17 protein-coding genes and 1 tRNA gene are annotated in these 15,726 nt (G+C 67.3%); 8 read left to right on the forward strand and 10 right to left on the reverse strand.

Annotation, left to right across the window (positions count from 1 at the left end; all coding sequences use genetic code 11):
* Nucleotides 1-46: 46 nt before the first annotated feature.
* On the reverse strand, nt 47-1,255 hold the full coding sequence (locus tag VQ044_RS04130) for an aminotransferase class V-fold PLP-dependent enzyme (protein WP_327645422.1): 1,209 nt from the start codon (nt 1,253-1,255) through the stop codon (nt 47-49).
* 230 nt (nt 1,256-1,485) lie between these two features.
* Between VQ044_RS04130 and VQ044_RS04135 the strand changes: the two genes are divergently transcribed.
* From VQ044_RS04135 to VQ044_RS04150, 4 genes are all read left to right on the forward strand, one after another.
* The gene (locus tag VQ044_RS04135) at nt 1,486-1,866 is read left to right on the forward strand and encodes a PH domain-containing protein (RefSeq protein WP_327622772.1); all 381 of its coding nucleotides are present in this window, start codon (nt 1,486-1,488) and stop codon (nt 1,864-1,866) included.
* A 205-nt stretch (nt 1,867-2,071) separates the two neighbouring features.
* Nucleotides 2,072-2,581 (forward strand): GNAT family N-acetyltransferase, encoded by a 510-nt coding sequence (locus VQ044_RS04140; RefSeq protein ID WP_327622773.1) that lies wholly within the window; start codon nt 2,072-2,074, stop codon nt 2,579-2,581.
* Nucleotides 2,582-2,770: 189 nt separating this feature from the next.
* On the forward strand, nt 2,771-3,307 hold the full coding sequence (gene ppa / locus VQ044_RS04145; protein ID WP_327622774.1) for an inorganic diphosphatase: 537 nt from the start codon (nt 2,771-2,773) through the stop codon (nt 3,305-3,307).
* 215 nt (nt 3,308-3,522) lie between these two features.
* Nucleotides 3,523-3,669 carry a DUF1127 domain-containing protein gene (locus tag VQ044_RS04150; RefSeq protein ID WP_327622775.1) on the forward strand — a complete coding sequence of 49 codons (147 nt, stop codon included), beginning with the start codon at nt 3,523-3,525 and terminating at the stop codon, nt 3,667-3,669.
* A 172-nt stretch (nt 3,670-3,841) separates the two neighbouring features.
* Here the strand turns inward: VQ044_RS04150 and VQ044_RS04155 are convergent, their stop codons facing one another.
* Together VQ044_RS04155 and VQ044_RS04160 are read right to left on the reverse strand one after the other, a co-directional pair.
* Entirely contained in the window at nt 3,842-4,153 is a 312-nt protein-coding gene (locus VQ044_RS04155) for a DUF167 family protein (RefSeq protein ID WP_327645424.1), read from the reverse strand.
* Nucleotides 4,154-4,175: 22 nt separating this feature from the next.
* Entirely contained in the window at nt 4,176-4,478 is a 303-nt protein-coding gene (locus tag VQ044_RS04160; RefSeq protein ID WP_327622776.1) for a YggT family protein, read from the reverse strand.
* Between the two features lie 154 nt (nt 4,479-4,632).
* Here VQ044_RS04160 and VQ044_RS04165 point away from each other — a divergent pair.
* Nucleotides 4,633-4,708 (forward strand) — tRNA-Ala (locus VQ044_RS04165).
* Between the two features lie 69 nt (nt 4,709-4,777).
* Nucleotides 4,778-6,073 (forward strand): MFS transporter, encoded by a 1,296-nt coding sequence (locus tag VQ044_RS04170; RefSeq protein WP_327645425.1) that lies wholly within the window; start codon nt 4,778-4,780, stop codon nt 6,071-6,073.
* A gap of 22 nt (nt 6,074-6,095) precedes the next feature.
* Here the strand turns inward: VQ044_RS04170 and VQ044_RS04175 are convergent, their stop codons facing one another.
* The 7 genes from VQ044_RS04175 to hemC all read right to left on the reverse strand — a co-directional run bounded on the left by VQ044_RS04175 (nt 6,096) and on the right by hemC (nt 13,437).
* Nucleotides 6,096-6,803, reverse strand: coding sequence for an HAD family hydrolase (locus VQ044_RS04175; protein ID WP_327622778.1), 708 nt, complete (start codon nt 6,801-6,803; stop codon nt 6,096-6,098).
* Nucleotides 6,804-6,812: 9 nt separating this feature from the next.
* Complete coding sequence (locus VQ044_RS04180) at nt 6,813-7,601, reverse strand: glutamine amidotransferase (RefSeq protein ID WP_327645426.1); 789 nt, start codon at nt 7,599-7,601, stop codon at nt 6,813-6,815.
* A complete protein-coding gene (locus tag VQ044_RS04185; RefSeq protein WP_327645427.1) occupies nt 7,601-8,068 on the reverse strand; it encodes a tellurite resistance TerB family protein in 468 nt (155 codons plus the stop codon). Before VQ044_RS04185 ends, VQ044_RS04180 begins: the two co-directional genes overlap by 1 nt.
* A 36-nt stretch (nt 8,069-8,104) precedes the next feature.
* Nucleotides 8,105-9,766 carry a heme biosynthesis protein HemY gene (locus VQ044_RS04190; protein WP_327645429.1) on the reverse strand — a complete coding sequence of 554 codons (1,662 nt, stop codon included), beginning with the start codon at nt 9,764-9,766 and terminating at the stop codon, nt 8,105-8,107.
* Nucleotides 9,767-9,775: 9 nt separating this feature from the next.
* Complete coding sequence (locus VQ044_RS04195; protein ID WP_327645431.1) at nt 9,776-11,638, reverse strand: COG4223 family protein; 1,863 nt, start codon at nt 11,636-11,638, stop codon at nt 9,776-9,778.
* Between the two features lie 133 nt (nt 11,639-11,771).
* The gene (locus tag VQ044_RS04200; RefSeq protein WP_327645433.1) at nt 11,772-12,470 is read right to left on the reverse strand and encodes a uroporphyrinogen-III synthase; all 699 of its coding nucleotides are present in this window, start codon (nt 12,468-12,470) and stop codon (nt 11,772-11,774) included.
* A gap of 28 nt (nt 12,471-12,498) precedes the next feature.
* On the reverse strand, nt 12,499-13,437 hold the full coding sequence (gene hemC / locus VQ044_RS04205) for a hydroxymethylbilane synthase (protein ID WP_327645435.1): 939 nt from the start codon (nt 13,435-13,437) through the stop codon (nt 12,499-12,501).
* A gap of 159 nt (nt 13,438-13,596) precedes the next feature.
* On the opposite strand from hemC, the gene tsaD reads away from it, so the two are divergent.
* Nucleotides 13,597-14,685 (forward strand): tRNA (adenosine(37)-N6)-threonylcarbamoyltransferase complex transferase subunit TsaD, encoded by a 1,089-nt coding sequence (tsaD, locus tag VQ044_RS04210; protein ID WP_327645437.1) that lies wholly within the window; start codon nt 13,597-13,599, stop codon nt 14,683-14,685.
* A complete protein-coding gene (locus VQ044_RS04215; protein ID WP_327645438.1) occupies nt 14,682-15,662 on the forward strand; it encodes an NAD(P)H-dependent glycerol-3-phosphate dehydrogenase in 981 nt (326 codons plus the stop codon). Before tsaD ends, VQ044_RS04215 begins: the two co-directional genes overlap by 4 nt.
* The last annotated feature ends 64 nt before the right edge of the window (nt 15,663-15,726 follow it).

Below are 15,726 nucleotides of genomic sequence, written 5' to 3' on the forward strand. Positions count from 1 at the left end.
CCCGTTTTTCGTCGGCACGATTTGGGAGATCGCGCGATCGAATGGGTTACGCGGCCGCCACCTGCGAGCCGGCCGCCTCGGACGCCTCGCCGCGGTAATAATCCTGCGCCGCCGCGACCCCCGATCCCAGTTCGATCCGTGCGCCGGCGTCGACCAGCGCCATCTCGGCAATGCTCAGCGCGGTCAGGCACATCCCCGCATTGAGATCACCGAGATGACCGATGCGGAACACCTTGCCCGATAATTGCGCGAGCCCGCTGCCGAATGAGGTTTCGTAGCGCTCATAGGCGATCTTGAGCACCGCGTTGGCATCGACGCCCTCCGGCACGCGAATGGCCGAGACCGTGTCCGAATACCATTGCGGCGCCACCGCCTGAAGCTTCAGCCCCATGCCGGCGACACCGCGCCGGACGCCTTCGGCCAGCCGGTGATGGCGGGCGAAGACATTGTCGAGCCCTTCCTCGAACAGCATGTCGAGCGCGACCCTTAGCCCGTGGAAGAACTGCGTCGGCGGCGTATAGGGGAAATAGCCCTGATCGTTGGTCGCGATCATGTCGGCGAAGGAGAAGTAGCACCGCTCCATCTTCGGGCGGTTGTCCCGATACGCGGCCATGGCTTTTTCCGATACCGACAGGAACGACAGTCCGGCCGGTAGCATGAAGCCCTTCTGCGAGCCGGCGACGGCCAGATCGACGCCCCATTGGTCCTGGCGAAAATCGATCGAGGCGATCGACGAGACGCCGTCGACGAAGATCAGCGCAGGGTGCGAATGGGCGTCGAGCAGCTTGCGGAGCCCGGCGATGTCCGAGGCCACGCCGGTCGCCGTTTCGTTCTGGGTGGCGAAGACTGCCCTGATCTCGTGCGCCTTGTCGGCGGCGATGACGCGCTCGTATTCGTCCAATGGCACGCCGGCGCCCCATTGGACGTCGATCGCCGTCACGTCGAGGCCGAGGCGGATCGCCATATCCACCCACAGATGCGAGAACTGGCCGAAGCGCGACATCAGCACTTTGTCGCCGCGCGCGAGCGTGTTCTGGATAGCCGCCTCCCAGGCGCCCGTCCCCGAGGAGGGGTACATGAAGACGCGGCCGTCCTTGTTTTGAAAGACCTTCTTCAGGTCGCGGAACAGCGGCAAGGTCAGTTCGGGCAAGTCCGGGGAGCGCTGATCCTCCATCGGCACGTTCATGGCGCGACGGACGCGCTCGGGAACGTTGGTCGGGCCGGGGATGAACAGATGTCGGATACCGTGCTTCAAGATGACCTCCCATAAACCGGGATCGCGTGCGTTCGCACACGTCTTCGCCGGTTTTTCTCGATCGTACCCCTCCCTCCCCTATAGACATACTTTCAAATTCTGTCGTCGGCGTAAGCTTTTCTTATCCATCATCGGCGGATGTCGGCACCCTCGACGCACGGTTGTGGACAGCGGGCGCGGGATCGCTATCCAGTCACCCAAGATAACGACAACGAAAAGCGAGTGGGGAAATGGGTCTTCTTTCCGGTATCATGGGACTGACCAGCGACGCCGATATCGACGAGGTGCGGAGCGACCTCGACCCGATGCTGCTGGCTGACGAAGACGTTGATTTGGCGTTTCGAGTCGTCCGCGATCTGTTCGTGTTTACCGATCTTCGCCTGATCATCGTCGACAAGCAGGGCATGACCGGCCGCAAACGGCATATCCAAACGATCCCCTATCGCTCGATCACCATGTTCGCGATCGAGACGGCCGGCAATTTCGACGCCGATTCCGAACTGACGCTGTGGATGAGCGGACAGCCGCCGCTGTTGCGTCAATTATCGCGCCGCGCCGACATCGCCGGTATCCAGCGCGCTCTGGCGCACGGGGTCCTCGACCGAAAGTGAGGCGCTCTCCAATCGGTCATTCGAGTCAGTGCTGTCGTCCGCTGCGATAGGTCGGACGCCTCCTCCGCCAAACTCAAAAAGCCGGGGACAAACCGGGCGACCGCGTCGGCAACGCCGCGGCGCGATTGATGTTCGCGGACGATCAGCGGAAATATGAACCGGCGAACGAGACGGATCGGTCGAGACGGTTTATGGTTAATATCCGATGAACACGATTGTCGCCGAAACTCGCTTAGCCGAACCGCGTGACACCGCGGCGCTGGCGGCGGTGCATGAGGCGGCATGGCGCGGCGCCTATGCCGGCTTGATCCCCCACCATAGTCTCTCCCGGATGATCGGACGGCGCCACCAAGCCTGGTGGGCACGGGCGATCCGCAGCGGTGCGGCGATCCTGGTGGTCGAGTTCGCCGGCGAAACGATCGGCTATGCCACGCTCGGGGACAACCGCGCCGAGGCGATCAAGGCCGAGGGCGAGATCTACGAACTCTACATCCGACCGGAATATCAGGGGCTGGGCTTCGGCGGGCGCCTGTTCAAGGCGGCCAGAGGCCTGCTGGCCGACCGCCGCCTGACCGGTCTGGTGGTCTGGGCGCTCGCGGACAATCACCAGGCCGTCGACTTCTATGCGCGACTTGGCGGCGCCGATGTCGCCGAGGGCAGCGAAGTGTTCGAGGGCCGCAACCTCGGCAAGATCGCCTTCGTCTGGCCCCGATAACGGGCGGTCATCAAGGCGATTGCACGGGTTTGTTGCACCGCCCTCCGGGAGCGGCTAGAGCATCGGGCAATCCCCAAGGCGCCCCAGATCGAGATTTCCCCGCGCTTTGGCAAGCCAATCCCGGCGTTCACGCCGTCGGTTCTCCTGACGCGCCGACCGGCCGGCCCGAGACAGTGAAGAGGACAGATCATGCGCATCGATGCGATCGCCATCGGCAACACCCCTCCGGACGATATCAACGTCATCATCGAGGTGCCGCTGGGCGGCCATCCGATCAAATACGAGATGGACAAGGAGGCCGGTTGCCTCGTCGTCGACCGGTTCCTCTACACGCCGATGACCTATCCGGGGAATTATGGCTTCGTGCCGCACACGCTGTCCGACGATGGCGATCCGATCGACGTCCTGATCTGCAACACCCGTCCGCTGTTTCCCGGCTGCGTCATCAACTGCCGGCCGATCGGCGTTCTGGTCATGGAAGACAACAAGGGCCAGGACGAGAAGATCATCGCCGTGCCCTCGCCGCACATCACCCGCCGTTTCGAGATGGTCACGGAATACAAGGACCTGCCGGAGATCACCCTGCAGCAGGTCGAGCATTTCTTCGAGCACTACAAGGATCTGGAACCCGGCAAGTGGGTGAAGATCGGCGATTGGGGCGATAGCGACAAGGCGCGCACCCTGATCACGGAAGCCATCGAACGCGAGAAGCAGACCAAGGCCTAAGCGAAACCGGGCGGGCGGCGCGCGAGCGCCGCTCGCATAGCCGCAACCTTCCGCGAACAAAGTGTGCCCATTTCATGAACGATTGATATCCGGTAAACAGCCGGGTGCCTTTGTCATGCGCAGTTTGCACACGAGATTTGCAATTTAATGCCCTGCTCTTGTGCAACGCAATATACTATGTCTGGGTCATCGCAACGACCTGTCTGGACAGAACCATGTTTCGCCATCTCACCAGCCGCCTGCAGGCTTACCGCAACCAGCGCAACGACATTCGCCAGTTGTCCATGATGGACGACCGCGCCCTGTCCGACATCGGCGTAGGCCGTGCCGACATCGCGCGCGCTGTTCGCTTCGGCCGCTAATGCGGCGTGCGTCCTTTCGGACGCACAAAGGACGCTGTAACGCTTTGATCGAGCATCGGACCGCTACGCCTTCCGGGCCGGCGATCCGACGAGATACCGCTTGAGCGCCGCCGCCGTGAACAACGGACGGGCGGCGTTTTTGCGTCCGCAGTACGATGGGGATGGTGATCCTTCAGAGTGCCTCAAGCGCGGCGACCAGCACCAGCAGATCGCCCTCGATCCGCAATGTCTTCGCGCGTGATGTGTGACCGGCGACCACGGTAACGGCCGATTTCGGCACCCCAAGATGTTTCGCCAGCATGGCCGTCAACGCCTTGTTCGCCTTGCCGTCCTCCGGCACCGCCCGGACCCGGGCGCGTAGATGCAAACGCCCTTCCGCACCCGCTTCCCGTCCGTCGATTCGGTCGACCGAGGATTTCGGCGTCAGCCTGACCTGCACGAGCACGCCGTCATCGACGACGCGCCAGAGGCCCGGCTCGGCCACAGCCGACAGTCGCGCGACCGGCTCAGACGCCGACGCTGTAAATCGCCGGGTTGACATAATAGACCAGCAGATACTGCAGGAACATGATCCCGAACAGCACGACCAGCGGCGACAGGTCGATGCCGCCGAGATCGGGCAGCACCTTGCGGATGCGCCGATAGACCGGCTCGGTCAGCTGCCACAGGAAGCGCCCAACCGAATCGACGAAGGGGTTGCCCGGATTGACGATGTTGAAGGCGTAGAGCCAGGAGAGGATCGCCGATGCGATGACGATCCACCAATACAGGTTGAGCGCCTGATAAAGAACATAGGTGACTGCGAGCATGAATATCCGGACCTTTGCGACGACGTGCCCCGATGTAGCCATCGCCCCTTGAAATCGCAAGCCGGCGACGGCGGCGCCAAGTCACGACGGCGCCGCCGATTGCCCGTTGACACCGCCGAGCCCCGCACCCTATATCGCGAACGCAATGGTGGACGGGGCTGTAGCTCAGTTGGGAGAGCGCGTCGTTCGCAATGACGAGGTCAGCGGTTCGATCCCGCTCAGCTCCACCAGCCAGTCTCATGCTTGTCCAGGACGCCCCGTAAGCCTGGTATGACGCGCCCGACGGTTCGGGCTGAGCCATGGCAGGTGCGGTCGTGACCCAGGACGTGGAAGCCGAGGCCGGCGCGCAACCCGCCTCCGACGGGAGCGCCATTCCGGACGACGACCGCTTCGCCGCCTTCCGCAATCCCCGCTTCCTGCGCTACTGGCTCGCCCGCTTTTTCTCCACCTTCGCCATCCAGATCGTCATCGTGTCGGTCGGCTGGCAGATCTACGATCTGACCCGCAACCCGCTGGATCTCGGCATTATAGGCCTTTGCCAGTTCCTGCCTGCGCTTCTTCTGGTTCTCGTCACGGGGGCGGCGGCCGACCGGTTTTCGCGGCGGCTGATCATGGGACTGGCCATTTTTGTCGAGGCGATCGGGGCACTCGCCCTGCTACTGCTGACGTGGCACGGCCTCGCCTCGCCGCTGCCGGTCTTCGCCGTCCTCGTCGGCTTCGGTATCGCCCGCGCCTTCTTCGGCCCGTCCTCGCAGTCACTCGTGGTCAATCTCGTGACCCGGCAGGAACTCGCCAACGCCATTGCCTGGAACTCCTCCTCCTGGCAGATCGCGGCGATCGTCGGCCCGGTCGCCGGCGGCCTCCTCTACGGCGTCTCGCCGCTCGCCGCCTATGCCACCGGCCTCGCGCTCTTTCTCGGCGCCGCGACGCTGGTGATGTCGATCCGCGCGCCCGCCCGCAAGCGCGTTTCCGAGCCGGCGAGCTTTGAGACCGTCGTCGCCGGATTCCGCTACATCTGGTCGGAAAAAGTGGTGCTCGGTGCCATCTCGCTCGACCTCTTCGCGGTGCTCATGGGCGGCGCGGTGGCGCTGATGCCGGTCTATGCCCGCGACGTGCTGGAGGTCGGCCCCTGGGGCCTTGGCTTATTGCGCGCCGCGCCCGGCATCGGCGCCGTCGCCATGGCGGTCTGGCTGGCCGCCCATCCCGTCAAGGACAATGCCGGCGCGATCATGTTCGCCTTTGTCGGCCTGTTCGGCGCCTTCACGGTGGTCTTCGGCCTCGCCACCGTCCCCTGGCTGGCGATCGTCGCGCTCGTGCTGATGGGCGCCTCCGACATGATCAGCGTCTATGTCCGCGAGACCTTGCTGCAGCTGTGGACGCCGGACGCGGTGCGCGGCCGGGTCAACGCCGTCAACATGGTGTTCCTTGGCGCCTCCAACGAACTCGGCGAATTCCGCGCCGGGGTCATGGCGTTCTGGATCGGCGCGGTGCCGGCCGTGGTCCTAGGCGGTGCCGCGACCGTGGGCGTCACCGGCCTCTGGGCCTGGATGTTTCCGGAACTCCGCCAGGTTCGCCATCTCGCCGGACGGGACTGACACCTCTGCCCGCCGAAGAGGTTCAGCCGAGCGCCCCAATCAGCCCCGCCACTTCGCCGAGCCGCTCGATGCGGCGAAAGCGCGGGTCGTCCGCCGGCGCCTCGGCGCGTTCCAGCGCCCAGGTCAGATCATGCGGCACGTGCACGCCGTAGCTGCCCGCGGCGAGCGCCGGCAGGACGTCCGATTTCAGCGAATTGCCGACCATCATCGCCCGCGCCGGCCCGTCGCCGTGGCGCGCGAAAATCCGTTCGTAGGTCGCCGCCGATTTGTCGCTGACGATCTCGACCGCGTCGAAGAAGTCGCCGAGTCCGGAGGCGGCGAGCTTCCTTTCCTGGTCGAACAGATCGCCCTTGGTGATCAGCACCAGCCGGTAGCGCCCGGCGAGCGCTTCCAGCGTCTCCTGAGCCTCCGGCAGCGTCTCGACCGGATGCTCCAGCATCTCCCGGCCGGCGTCGATGATCTGGCGCACGATCGCCGGCGAGGCGTTGTCGCCAGTGACATCAAGAGCGGTCTCGATCATCGACAGGACAAAGCCTTTGATACCGAAGCCGTAACGGGCAAGGTTGCGGCGTTCGGCATCGAGCAGCCGGCTGGACACGACCTCACCCGTCGCATGGTCCGCGAGCATCTCGCGAAACCGAGCCTCGGTCAGCTGGAAGAACCGTTCATTGTGCCAGAGCGTGTCGTCGGCATCGAAGCCGATGGTGGTGAGCGTCGTGCTGGATGGCATGATCCGGTCTCACTCCTCCACCCGCGCCCCGAAAATCCTGGCGAGGAATTCTTCCAGCCAGCGCCGGATCGGCGCGTCGTAGATCGCCCGCCCGTCGAAGTGCTGACGCCGCCCCTGCGCGCCCGGCAGCTTCAGCCGTTCATGCCCGCGCGTCGTCCAGCGGTGCATCATGGCGAGCGTCAGTTCCGCATGGAACTGCACCCCGTAGGCGGCCTTGCCATAGCTGAACGCCTGGTTCGGATACCAGTCGCCCTTGGCCAGACGTTTCGCGCCATGCGGCAGGTCGAAGCCCTCCCGATGCCATTGATAGACCATGTCCGGCCAGTGTGGCATCAGCATCCGCCCCTCGGTGGTCGGCTGGATCGGGTAATAGCCGACCTCGGCAAAACCATGCGGATGGCTGGCGATCGGTGCACCAAGATGCTTGGCGAGCATCTGCGCGCCGAGGCAGATACCGAGAAACGGTCGCTCCTCGGCCAATGGCACCTTGAGCCAATCGATCTCCCGAATGAGATGCGCATCGGTATCGTTGGCGCTGGGCGGCCCCCCGAAGACGATGGCGCCGCCATGCCCGTCCAGGGTCTCCGGCAGCGGATCGCCCATCACCGGCCGGCGGATGTCGAGCGTGACGCCGTGCGCCTCAAGCAATTGCCCGACGCGGCCGGGCGTCGAACTTTCCTGATGCAGGACGATCAGAATCGGGCGCTCGTCCGCGCCGTCGAGGCTGTAGCGGTGTTCCGCCGCCGCATGACGGACCGTTTCGGCAGCATCCTGTTCGCGCTTGTCGTAATAGGCCATCAGTCGGAAAGCCCGCTCCTGTCCGCCGCCTCCCGCTTCATCAGCATCCGGTCCCGCGTCGAAACCCCGAGAAGGTCGGAAATGCGCCAGATCAGATTGTCCTCGAGTTCATGCACCTCGCCGTCGGCGTAGGTTACCTCCCACAGCATCTCGACGAAACGAACCCGGTGCTCCGCCTCCAGCCGCGCATTGAGGACCGAGGTGAACTGATAGAGATCGACGGCCCCGGCATCCGCCTCGCGACCGGCCTCGGCGATCCTGTCCGCCGCGGCCGGGTCGAGCCCGAACTCCTGCGCCAGCACCGCCCGCGTTTTTTCCCGCTCTTCCTTCGTGACGATGCCGTCGGCGCCGATGATGTGGAACAAAAGCGCTGCGGTCGCGACCCGTAAATCGTCAGCGCCCGCCGCATCTCGCGCCGTCTCGTCTCTGCCGATCGTCTGCAGGAAATCCCGAAACGCCTCGAACATCATCTCACGCCGCGCCCGGTTGATGGATCGACTCGGTCAAGCGAAGCGAGCCTCCTTGCGGTCCTCGCTGGTTGGCGCGGCGTCGCGTTCCGCAGGCTTGTCGCCATCCGGCTTGTTCTTGCCGCCGGCGGAGGCATCCGCGACCTTCGCGGGTTCCGGCTTGGATTGATCCGGCGCACCGCTTCCCGACGATGTTTCGGTTTTCTGCGGACCGCTGGGCGTCGCCGCAGCACTCGGCTGTTTGGGCGCGGAAGCTGAGCCGTCTCCGCTCTTTCCGGCCTCGATCGACGTGGCCAGTGCGTCCACCGCCTTGTCGGTGCGCTTCGGCTCAGCCGCCGGAATTTCGGTCACCTCGATGGTCTGGGCATCGCGGCCCGTATCGGCTTCGATGAGCCGGCCTTCGCCACCCATGTGCTCCACCGGCACCTTCCAGCGGAAGGCGTCGAGCCGCCCGGTCACCGGCGATGTCGGCGCCCAGACCTTCGACACGTAGCCATCGGCTGTCCACGCCGGATCGCGCTCCGCGCGGATCGCCTTGGTCAGCCATTCGCGCACCCGGCCCACCTCGCCGGTGTCTTCTTCCTCGATGTCGGCGAGCAGCAGGTAACCGCTTTCGCGCGGCTCCGCCTCGACGGCCGCGAGCGCCGACTTGCGCGCCAGCGCGAAGTCGCCGGCGTCGAGCGCGGCGCGGGCGAGACACATCTCCGCCTCGAAATTACCGGGACGCAGACCGTGCAGCTTACGCGCCCGCTTCAGCCGGTCCTCGGCGGAGTCGCCAGGCCGCGCGCGTACATAAGCCTCGGCGATGTCCGGATGGGGGGCGTGCGTCCAGCTGGATTCGAGGATCTTGGCGCCGCGCCGAAGGTCGCCGAGCCGGAATAGCGCTTCCGCCGCCACCAGGGCGGCTGGGGTCAGCTCAGGCGCGAGCTTCTGCGCCTCGATACCGGCGGCCTTGGCAGCCGACGGATCGCTTTCGGCGACGGTCATCGCCTTGGCGGTCAGAAGCACCGCGCGCAGCCGCTTGGATTCATCCCGGTCGATCAGGCGGGTATTCTTCTGCGCCTCGAGAATATCGAGCGCCCCGTCCCATTCGCCGGCAAGCGACTTGGCTTCCAGAACGGCACCGCCGGCCCAGGGCACATGCGGCGCGATCCGCACCGCTCGCTCGGCATAATGGCGGGCCGCACCCTCGTCACCGACGCGCTCGGCCTCCAGGAACAGGCCGCGCAGCGCGAGCAAGCGCGTCTCGGGGTCGCGCTCCATCTGCTCGAAGGCGCCCCGCGCCCGCGCGTGGTCACCCTCGATCATCGCCGTCTGGGCGTCGAGGAATCGAATCAGCGGCTCCTTGCGTGTGTCCAGCAGCTTTTCGCTGCGCTTGGTCATACGCCGCGCCTCGATCGCGTCGCCAGCACCGGCGGCCAGGATGCCGGCCGACAGCGCATGGTAGCCGCGATCGCGCTTGCGGGTGCTCCACCAGCTGCCGATAGCACCCGGCGTCTTGAAGAAGGCCCCGACCAGCCAGACGACGAGGAGAATTGCGGCGATCAGCGCACCGAGCGCGATCAGGAACATCATCAGGCTAGTTTCGACATTCTGCCCCTGCCAGACGAAGGTCACTTGGCCGGGATTGTCCGCCAGCCAGGAAAAACCGATGCCGGCGGCCAAAACGATGAGAAAGAAGGCGAGGATTCGCAGCATGTTAATTCCTTAGCCCTGGTTGGCTTGGCCGGTCGGCTGGTCAACCGGTGGCTGGCTATCGGCTCCGCCCGCCGGCGCCGGGGCAAGCGCCGAGGACAGCGCCTCGGCAACGACGCGGTCCGCCGTTAGCCGCGCCGCCACGCGGCTCGCGAAGTCTTGGCTGACGTCCTGTCCCGCCTGGGGCAGCGTCTGCCATTCGGATTGCCATCCGGCGAGGTCGCCACTCTCGATGGCCGCGTTAAGCCGCGAGAGCACGGCATCCGGCCCCTTGGCTTCCGCCGGGGCGGGGCCGGCAGGTCGCACCTGGACGAGGGAGCGCAACCCCGACAGCAGTTGCTCCTGCACCGGCGCGTCGGGCTGCGCTGGCCGCAGGCTTTCGGCGATCTTGTCCTCGACCGCCGGCCACTCGGCGGCCAATGCCTGCTTCGACGGCACGCCGTCGGCCGCGAACGCCCGCAAATCCTCGGTCGCGGCGCCGGCGCCCGTGGCCTCGGCATAGGTTTCGAGCTGGCTCATGAACGGCCCGCCTTGGTCGATGGCGGATTTCAAATTCGCCGCCGCAAGCGCCCCGTCAGCGCGGCGGTTGTTCGCTTCCATTCCGGCGATCCGGCTCTCGAACTGGGCGGCGGCCTCATCGACCTTCGCGCTTGCCTGCTCCGCAGCCTGTTGCGTCGCCGTTGCGGCCTCATTGGCCTGCGTCGCCGATTGCTGCGCGGCGGTCGCGGCCTGTTGCGCCGCGTTAGCGGTCTCTTGCGCGGCTGCGGCGGTCTCTTGCGCAGCCGTGGCGGTCTGTTGTGCCGCCACCGCGGTCTCGCCGGCCTGCTGCAGTCCCGCGGTCGCCTCCGCTCCGGCGGTGGACGCGGAGGTTTCGAGCGTCTCGATCCGCTGACCGAGCGCCGTCAATTGTTCCGCCGCCGCGCCATTTTCAGCCGGTGCGGCGGGCGCGCTTTGCACCTGGTCGCGCAAGGCTGCGACCTCGCCGCTCAAAGCATCGAGCTGTTCGGCGCTTGCCGCAACTTCGCCGGTCTCCTGCACGCCGCCGAGCGCGGGCAGATAGCCGCCCGCCTGCAACGCCGCCGCGCCACCCAAAGCCAGGATCGCTCCGATGATGCCGGCTGCCAGAGCGCCGCCGAAGCCGGTCCCAGAAGAGCTGGCCGGCGCGGCGCTTCTCGAAGAGCCGGTGCCCGTCGCGGGCGACGCCGGCGGCCGCGCGGGCGCGGTCGAGGCCGACGTGGCCGTCGTGGCGGACGTGCTTGCGGGATTCGACGAAGGCCGGCTCGTGTCAGTAGGCCCGGACTTGATGGCAGACGAGGGCGCCGCCAAGGACGACGGCGTCGTCTTGGCGTCGCCGGACTTTGCGTTCGAAGCGCTCGTGCTCGTAGTGGCCATGCCCGGCTTGGTCGCTGCGCTGGGCGAGGCGACGGGAGGCTTCCCGCCTCCGACGACGGGCGGCGACCCCGCTGGCGTAGCGGGCACCGATCCCGGCGCGCCGCTGGCTACGGCCGGCTTGGCGGATGACGATGCAAGCGCTCCGCCCGTCGCAGCCCCGGCCTTGACGTCCTCTTTCGTAGACGGCGTGGACGCGGCCGACGCACTGGGCGCCGGCTTCGCGTCGCTTGGCTTGGACGGTGCAGAGGCCGCCGCGCTCGACACGACGGGCGATGTCGCGCCAGCTCGCTCCGCGGACGCCGGAACGGTCGGCTGCGCCGTCGTCGTCGCAGGCGTACTGGTGCCGCCGCCCGATGTCGCCACGGTCTGTGCCTCGGTATTCGTTGTCTTGTCGCCGTCAGTCACAGTGCTCTTTTCCGCTTTGAGATCGATCGTTTGCCCACGCGTCTGCTTCGGCTTCGACCGCCGGGGACGGTTGGTCATCGCGTTTGCTCCATTTCTGCTGGCTTCGGCGCGTGGGATCGCCCGTTCCGCGCGCCGCACTCAATCGAGGCGTATTCGTCCTTCATTCGTGCGGGCCGTGCAAGCATCGTCTCGTTCCAACGATCAAACTAGGTTAGTCGATGCATTCGAAAAGCGAAGCAAGCCGGGCATCGGAAGAAATTATCGCATCGCGGCGAAGCACGGGCGACAGCGCCTCGGCGATTCGCCGCGACAGAGCGAGGACGGCGGGCATCGGTTGGAACAGCGTCGGCAGCCGCTCCGCGAGCCCGCAAAATGCTTCCGCCTGCCCCGCCGAAAGCACGAATACGGCGTCCGGCGCCGCGCCGCCGAGCACGGAAGCGACCGCCGCTTCGTCCGGTGCGAGCCGGATCATCTCATAGACCTCCCAGACGGCGTAGGGGATCGCCGCCGCGTCGAATGCCTCCTCCAGCGTGCCGGTCCGCGTTTTGCCCGCAGCGTAAAGCAGCGCGGTCTCGACGGAAAGACCGGCGGCATCGGCGAGGCGTGCGATGTCGGGCGCTGTCCCGCCGGCAACCCGCACGTCTGGAAAGCCCGCCCCGCGCGCCGCCTTGCCAGTTCGCTCGCCGACCGCGAAGACCGGCCGCGGATCGGCGGGAAAATGCCGGGCGAGGGCCGGCACGGCCCGGGCGCTGGTGACGGCGTAGCCGGCGAACGCTCCCTGCGGCGGCTCTTGGTCGAGCGGTCGCGCCGCTTCCAGCGGCAGGATCAGCGGCTGGTGGCCCCGCGCTTCGAGCGCTTCGGCGGTGCGCCTCGCTTCGTCGCGCTCGCGCAGGATCAGGACGCGCGCCATCGCGGACCTTGCGTTCGCTCGCGGCCGTTCACGTCGCCCAGCCGTCGAAGAAACCGGGTCCAGCCGCCTCAAGGACGTCGCGCCCGGCCAGCCGCCCGATGGCCTCGGCATCCGCAACGACGCCGCCGCGCCGGGTTTCGTGCATCCCGACGCCATCCGGCGTCAGGATCATGCCGTGCAGGGTCAGCGTGCCGTCGTCATGGCGCGTCGCATGCGCGGCGATCGGCGTCCGGCAGGAACCGTCGAGTTCGGCGAGGAAGGCGCGTTCGGCGGTCAATGCGTCGGTCGTCTCGGCATGCGCGATCGCCGCGACCAGCGTGTCGATCCTTGCATCGCCGATCCGGCTTTCGATGCAGATCGCGCCCTGACCCGGCGCCGGCGGAAACGCCGCGACGTCGAGAATGTCGGTGGCGACGTCGCTCATGTCCATGCGGTTGAGGCCTGCCAGCGCCAGCAGCGTCGCGTCGACCTGGCCTTCCCCGAGCTTGCGCAGGCGGCTTTGGACGTTGCCGCGAAAATTGATGATGTTGAGGTCCGGCCGCAGCCGTTTCAGCAGCGCCTGGCGCCGCAGCGAGGCGGAGCCGACCGTCGCGCCCTGCGGCAGATCGGCGATCGTGCGGCCGCTTCGCCCGATGAAGGCGTCGCGCACGTCCTCACGCGGCAGGAACGCCGATATCCTCAGGCCGTCCGGAATCGCTGTCGCCATGTCCTTGGACGAATGGGCGGCGAGATCGATCCGATCCTCCAGCAGCGCGGCCTCGATCTCCTTGGTGAACAGGCCCTTGCCGCCGACCTCCGACAGCGGCCGATCGAGAATGCGATCGCCGGAGGTCGAAATCACCGCGATCGCGAAAGCGTCCTCGGGCAGATCATGGGCGGCCATCAGCCGCGCCCGCACCTCGCTGGCCTGGGCCAACGCCAGCTGGCTGCCACGTGTCCCGATGCGGATAATGTCGTTCGTCCCCATAGATGCCCCTGTCGTTGCATCGCCCCGGCGTCGGCCGGCATGATCGTGCCCTTGCATAGGGGATCGGTCCCGCCGAAATCAATGGCAGCGGCGAGCCGGCGGCGGCGCTCTTCCATCTTGCGGCGAAGGCGGTAGAAGAACCGCTCGAAAGGAAGCCCCATGAATGGCACGCTGATCCTCGGCATCGAGACGAGCTGCGACGAGACCGCCGCGTCCATCGTCGGCCGCGACGCGTCGGGCGCACCGGCGATCCTGTCGAACGTCGTTCTGTCCCAGGTCGAGGAGCACGCCGCGTTCGGCGGCGTCGTGCCGGAGATCGCCGCGCGTGCCCATGTCGAGGCGCTCGACGGCATCGTTCGGGCGGCGATGGCGGATGCGAACACAGGCTTCGGCGATCTGTCCGCGGTCGCCGCCACCGCCGGCCCCGGCCTGGTCGGCGGCCTGATCGTCGGCGCAATGACCGGCAAGGCGATCGCCGCCGCCAGAGGCCTGCCCTTCATCGCGGTGAATCACCTCGAAGGTCACGCTCTCACCCCGCGGCTGACCGACCGCCTCGCCTACCCTTACCTCCTGCTGCTGGTCTCGGGCGGGCACAGCCAGATCGTCCTGGTCCGGGCGTTGGGCGATTACGAGCGGTGGGGAACGACGATCGACGACGCGCTGGGCGAGGCCTTCGACAAGACGGCGAAGCTGTTGCGGCTTCCCCATCCCGGCGGCCCGAATGTCGAGCGGACGGCCGAAGGCGGCGACCCGAAGCGATTCGCCTTGCCCCGACCGCTGAAGGGCGAAGCCCGGCTCGACTTTTCCTTCTCCGGCCTCAAGACCGCGGTGCGGCTCGCCGCCGAGGCCGCCTCGCCCCTGTCGAGCAAGGACGTCGCCGATCTCTGCGCCAGCTTCCAGGCGGCCGCCGCCGACAGTCTCGGCGATCGCATTGGCCGGGCGCTGGCACGGTTTCGCGAAAGCTTTCCAGAGCTTGCCGATCCCGTCCTCGCGGTGGCCGGCGGCGTCGCGGCCAATCGCACGATCCGCGCCGCGCTGGAGGCCGAAGCCGCCAAGGCGGGCGTCCGGCTGGTGGCGCCACCGCTGGCGCTGTGCACCGACAACGCCGCGATGATCGCCTATGCCGGGCTGGAGCGCTTCGAGGCCGGGCTCCTTGACGGGCTCGACGCCCCGGTGCGTTCACGCTGGCCGCTCGACGAAAAGTCGCAGCCGATGGTCGGCTTCGGCCGGCGCGGAGCCAAGGCATGACGCGCTTCGCGATTGTCGGCGGCGGCGCCTGGGGCACGGCGCTCGGCTGTCTCTACGCTCGCGCCGGGCATCACACGGTGCTTTATGCCCGCGACGCGGAGACCGTGGCTGGCATCAACCGCGATCGCCTGAATCCGCGCTATCTGCCGGAAATCGACCTCCCCGACAGCCTCGCCGCGACCAGCGACCCGGCCGAGGCGCTCGCCGGCGCCGACATCGTGCTCTTCGTCGTCCCGGCTCAGTCGCTGAGCGTCGCGACGGCCGAGCTGGATGGCTTGGTTCCGCCCGGTGCGCTGGCCGTGCTCTGCGCCAAGGGAATCGAGCGCGGCACCGGCCGCTTCGCCTCGCAAATCTTCTCGCAAGCCCAGCCCGCCCAGCCGCTCGCGGTGCTCTCCGGCCCGAGCTTCGCCGCCGATGTCGCGCGCGGCCTGCCGACGGCCGTCACCATCGCCGCCGGCGAGCCTGCGCTCGCCGACCGCGCCGCGCGGCTTCTGTCGACCGAGACCTTCCGCTGCTATGCCGCCAGCGACGTCGTCGGCGTCGAGGCCGGCGGCGCCTTGAAGAATGTCCTGGCGCTCGCCGCCGGCGCGGTGGTCGGCCGAGGCCTCGGCGCCTCGGCGCAGGCCGCGATCATCACCCGCGGCTTCGTCGAGTTGCGCCGCCTCGGCGCCGCGCTCGGCGGCCAGCCGGAGACGCTGATGGGCCTGTCCGGCCTCGGCGATCTGGTACTGACCTGCTCCAGCCCGCAATCGCGCAATTTCGCCTATGGAATGGCCCTCGGCCGGGGCGACGACCGCTTCGGGCTAAAGCTCGCCGAAGGCGTCTTCACCGCCGAAATCGCCGCCCGTCTGGCGCGCGACCTTGGCATCGATGCGCCGATCATCGCGACCGTCGCGGCGATCCTGTCGGGCGACCTCGATGTCGATGCCGCGGTGCAGTCGCTGCTCGCGCGGCCGTTGAAACGCGAATTCGATTGAATCAGACGCCGAGACCCTTACCCTTCGCCGCATTCGCCAGCTCGGATCAACTCAACCCACGCCG

Source organism: Aurantimonas sp. C2-5-R2, assembly GCF_036549495.1.
In the GTDB taxonomy this organism is placed as follows: domain Bacteria; phylum Pseudomonadota; class Alphaproteobacteria; order Rhizobiales; family Rhizobiaceae; genus Aurantimonas; species Aurantimonas coralicida_A.

Bases quoted from the DNA above. Each gene is read 5' to 3' on its own strand.
- VQ044_RS04135 (WP_327622772.1), top strand. From the start codon at position 1,486: ATGGGTCTTCTTTCCGGTATCATGGGACTGACCAGCGACGCCGATATC.
- VQ044_RS04140 (WP_327622773.1), top strand. From the start codon at position 2,072: ATGAACACGATTGTCGCCGAAACTCGCTTAGCCGAACCGCGTGACACC.
- ppa (WP_327622774.1), top strand. From the start codon at position 2,771: ATGCGCATCGATGCGATCGCCATCGGCAACACCCCTCCGGACGATATC.
- VQ044_RS04150 (WP_327622775.1), top strand. From the start codon at position 3,523: ATGTTTCGCCATCTCACCAGCCGCCTGCAGGCTTACCGCAACCAGCGC.
- VQ044_RS04160 (WP_327622776.1), bottom strand. From the start codon at position 4,478: ATGCTCGCAGTCACCTATGTTCTTTATCAGGCGCTCAACCTGTATTGG.
- VQ044_RS04170 (WP_327645425.1), top strand. From the start codon at position 4,778: ATGGCAGGTGCGGTCGTGACCCAGGACGTGGAAGCCGAGGCCGGCGCG.
- VQ044_RS04175 (WP_327622778.1), bottom strand. From the start codon at position 6,803: ATGCCATCCAGCACGACGCTCACCACCATCGGCTTCGATGCCGACGAC.
- VQ044_RS04180 (WP_327645426.1), bottom strand. From the start codon at position 7,601: ATGGCCTATTACGACAAGCGCGAACAGGATGCTGCCGAAACGGTCCGT.
- VQ044_RS04185 (WP_327645427.1), bottom strand. From the start codon at position 8,068: ATGTTCGAGGCGTTTCGGGATTTCCTGCAGACGATCGGCAGAGACGAG.
- VQ044_RS04190 (WP_327645429.1), bottom strand. From the start codon at position 9,766: ATGCTGCGAATCCTCGCCTTCTTTCTCATCGTTTTGGCCGCCGGCATC.
- VQ044_RS04195 (WP_327645431.1), bottom strand. From the start codon at position 11,638: ATGACCAACCGTCCCCGGCGGTCGAAGCCGAAGCAGACGCGTGGGCAA.
- VQ044_RS04200 (WP_327645433.1), bottom strand. From the start codon at position 12,470: ATGGCGCGCGTCCTGATCCTGCGCGAGCGCGACGAAGCGAGGCGCACC.
- hemC (WP_327645435.1), bottom strand. From the start codon at position 13,437: ATGGGGACGAACGACATTATCCGCATCGGGACACGTGGCAGCCAGCTG.
- tsaD (WP_327645437.1), top strand. From the start codon at position 13,597: ATGAATGGCACGCTGATCCTCGGCATCGAGACGAGCTGCGACGAGACC.
- VQ044_RS04215 (WP_327645438.1), top strand. From the start codon at position 14,682: ATGACGCGCTTCGCGATTGTCGGCGGCGGCGCCTGGGGCACGGCGCTC.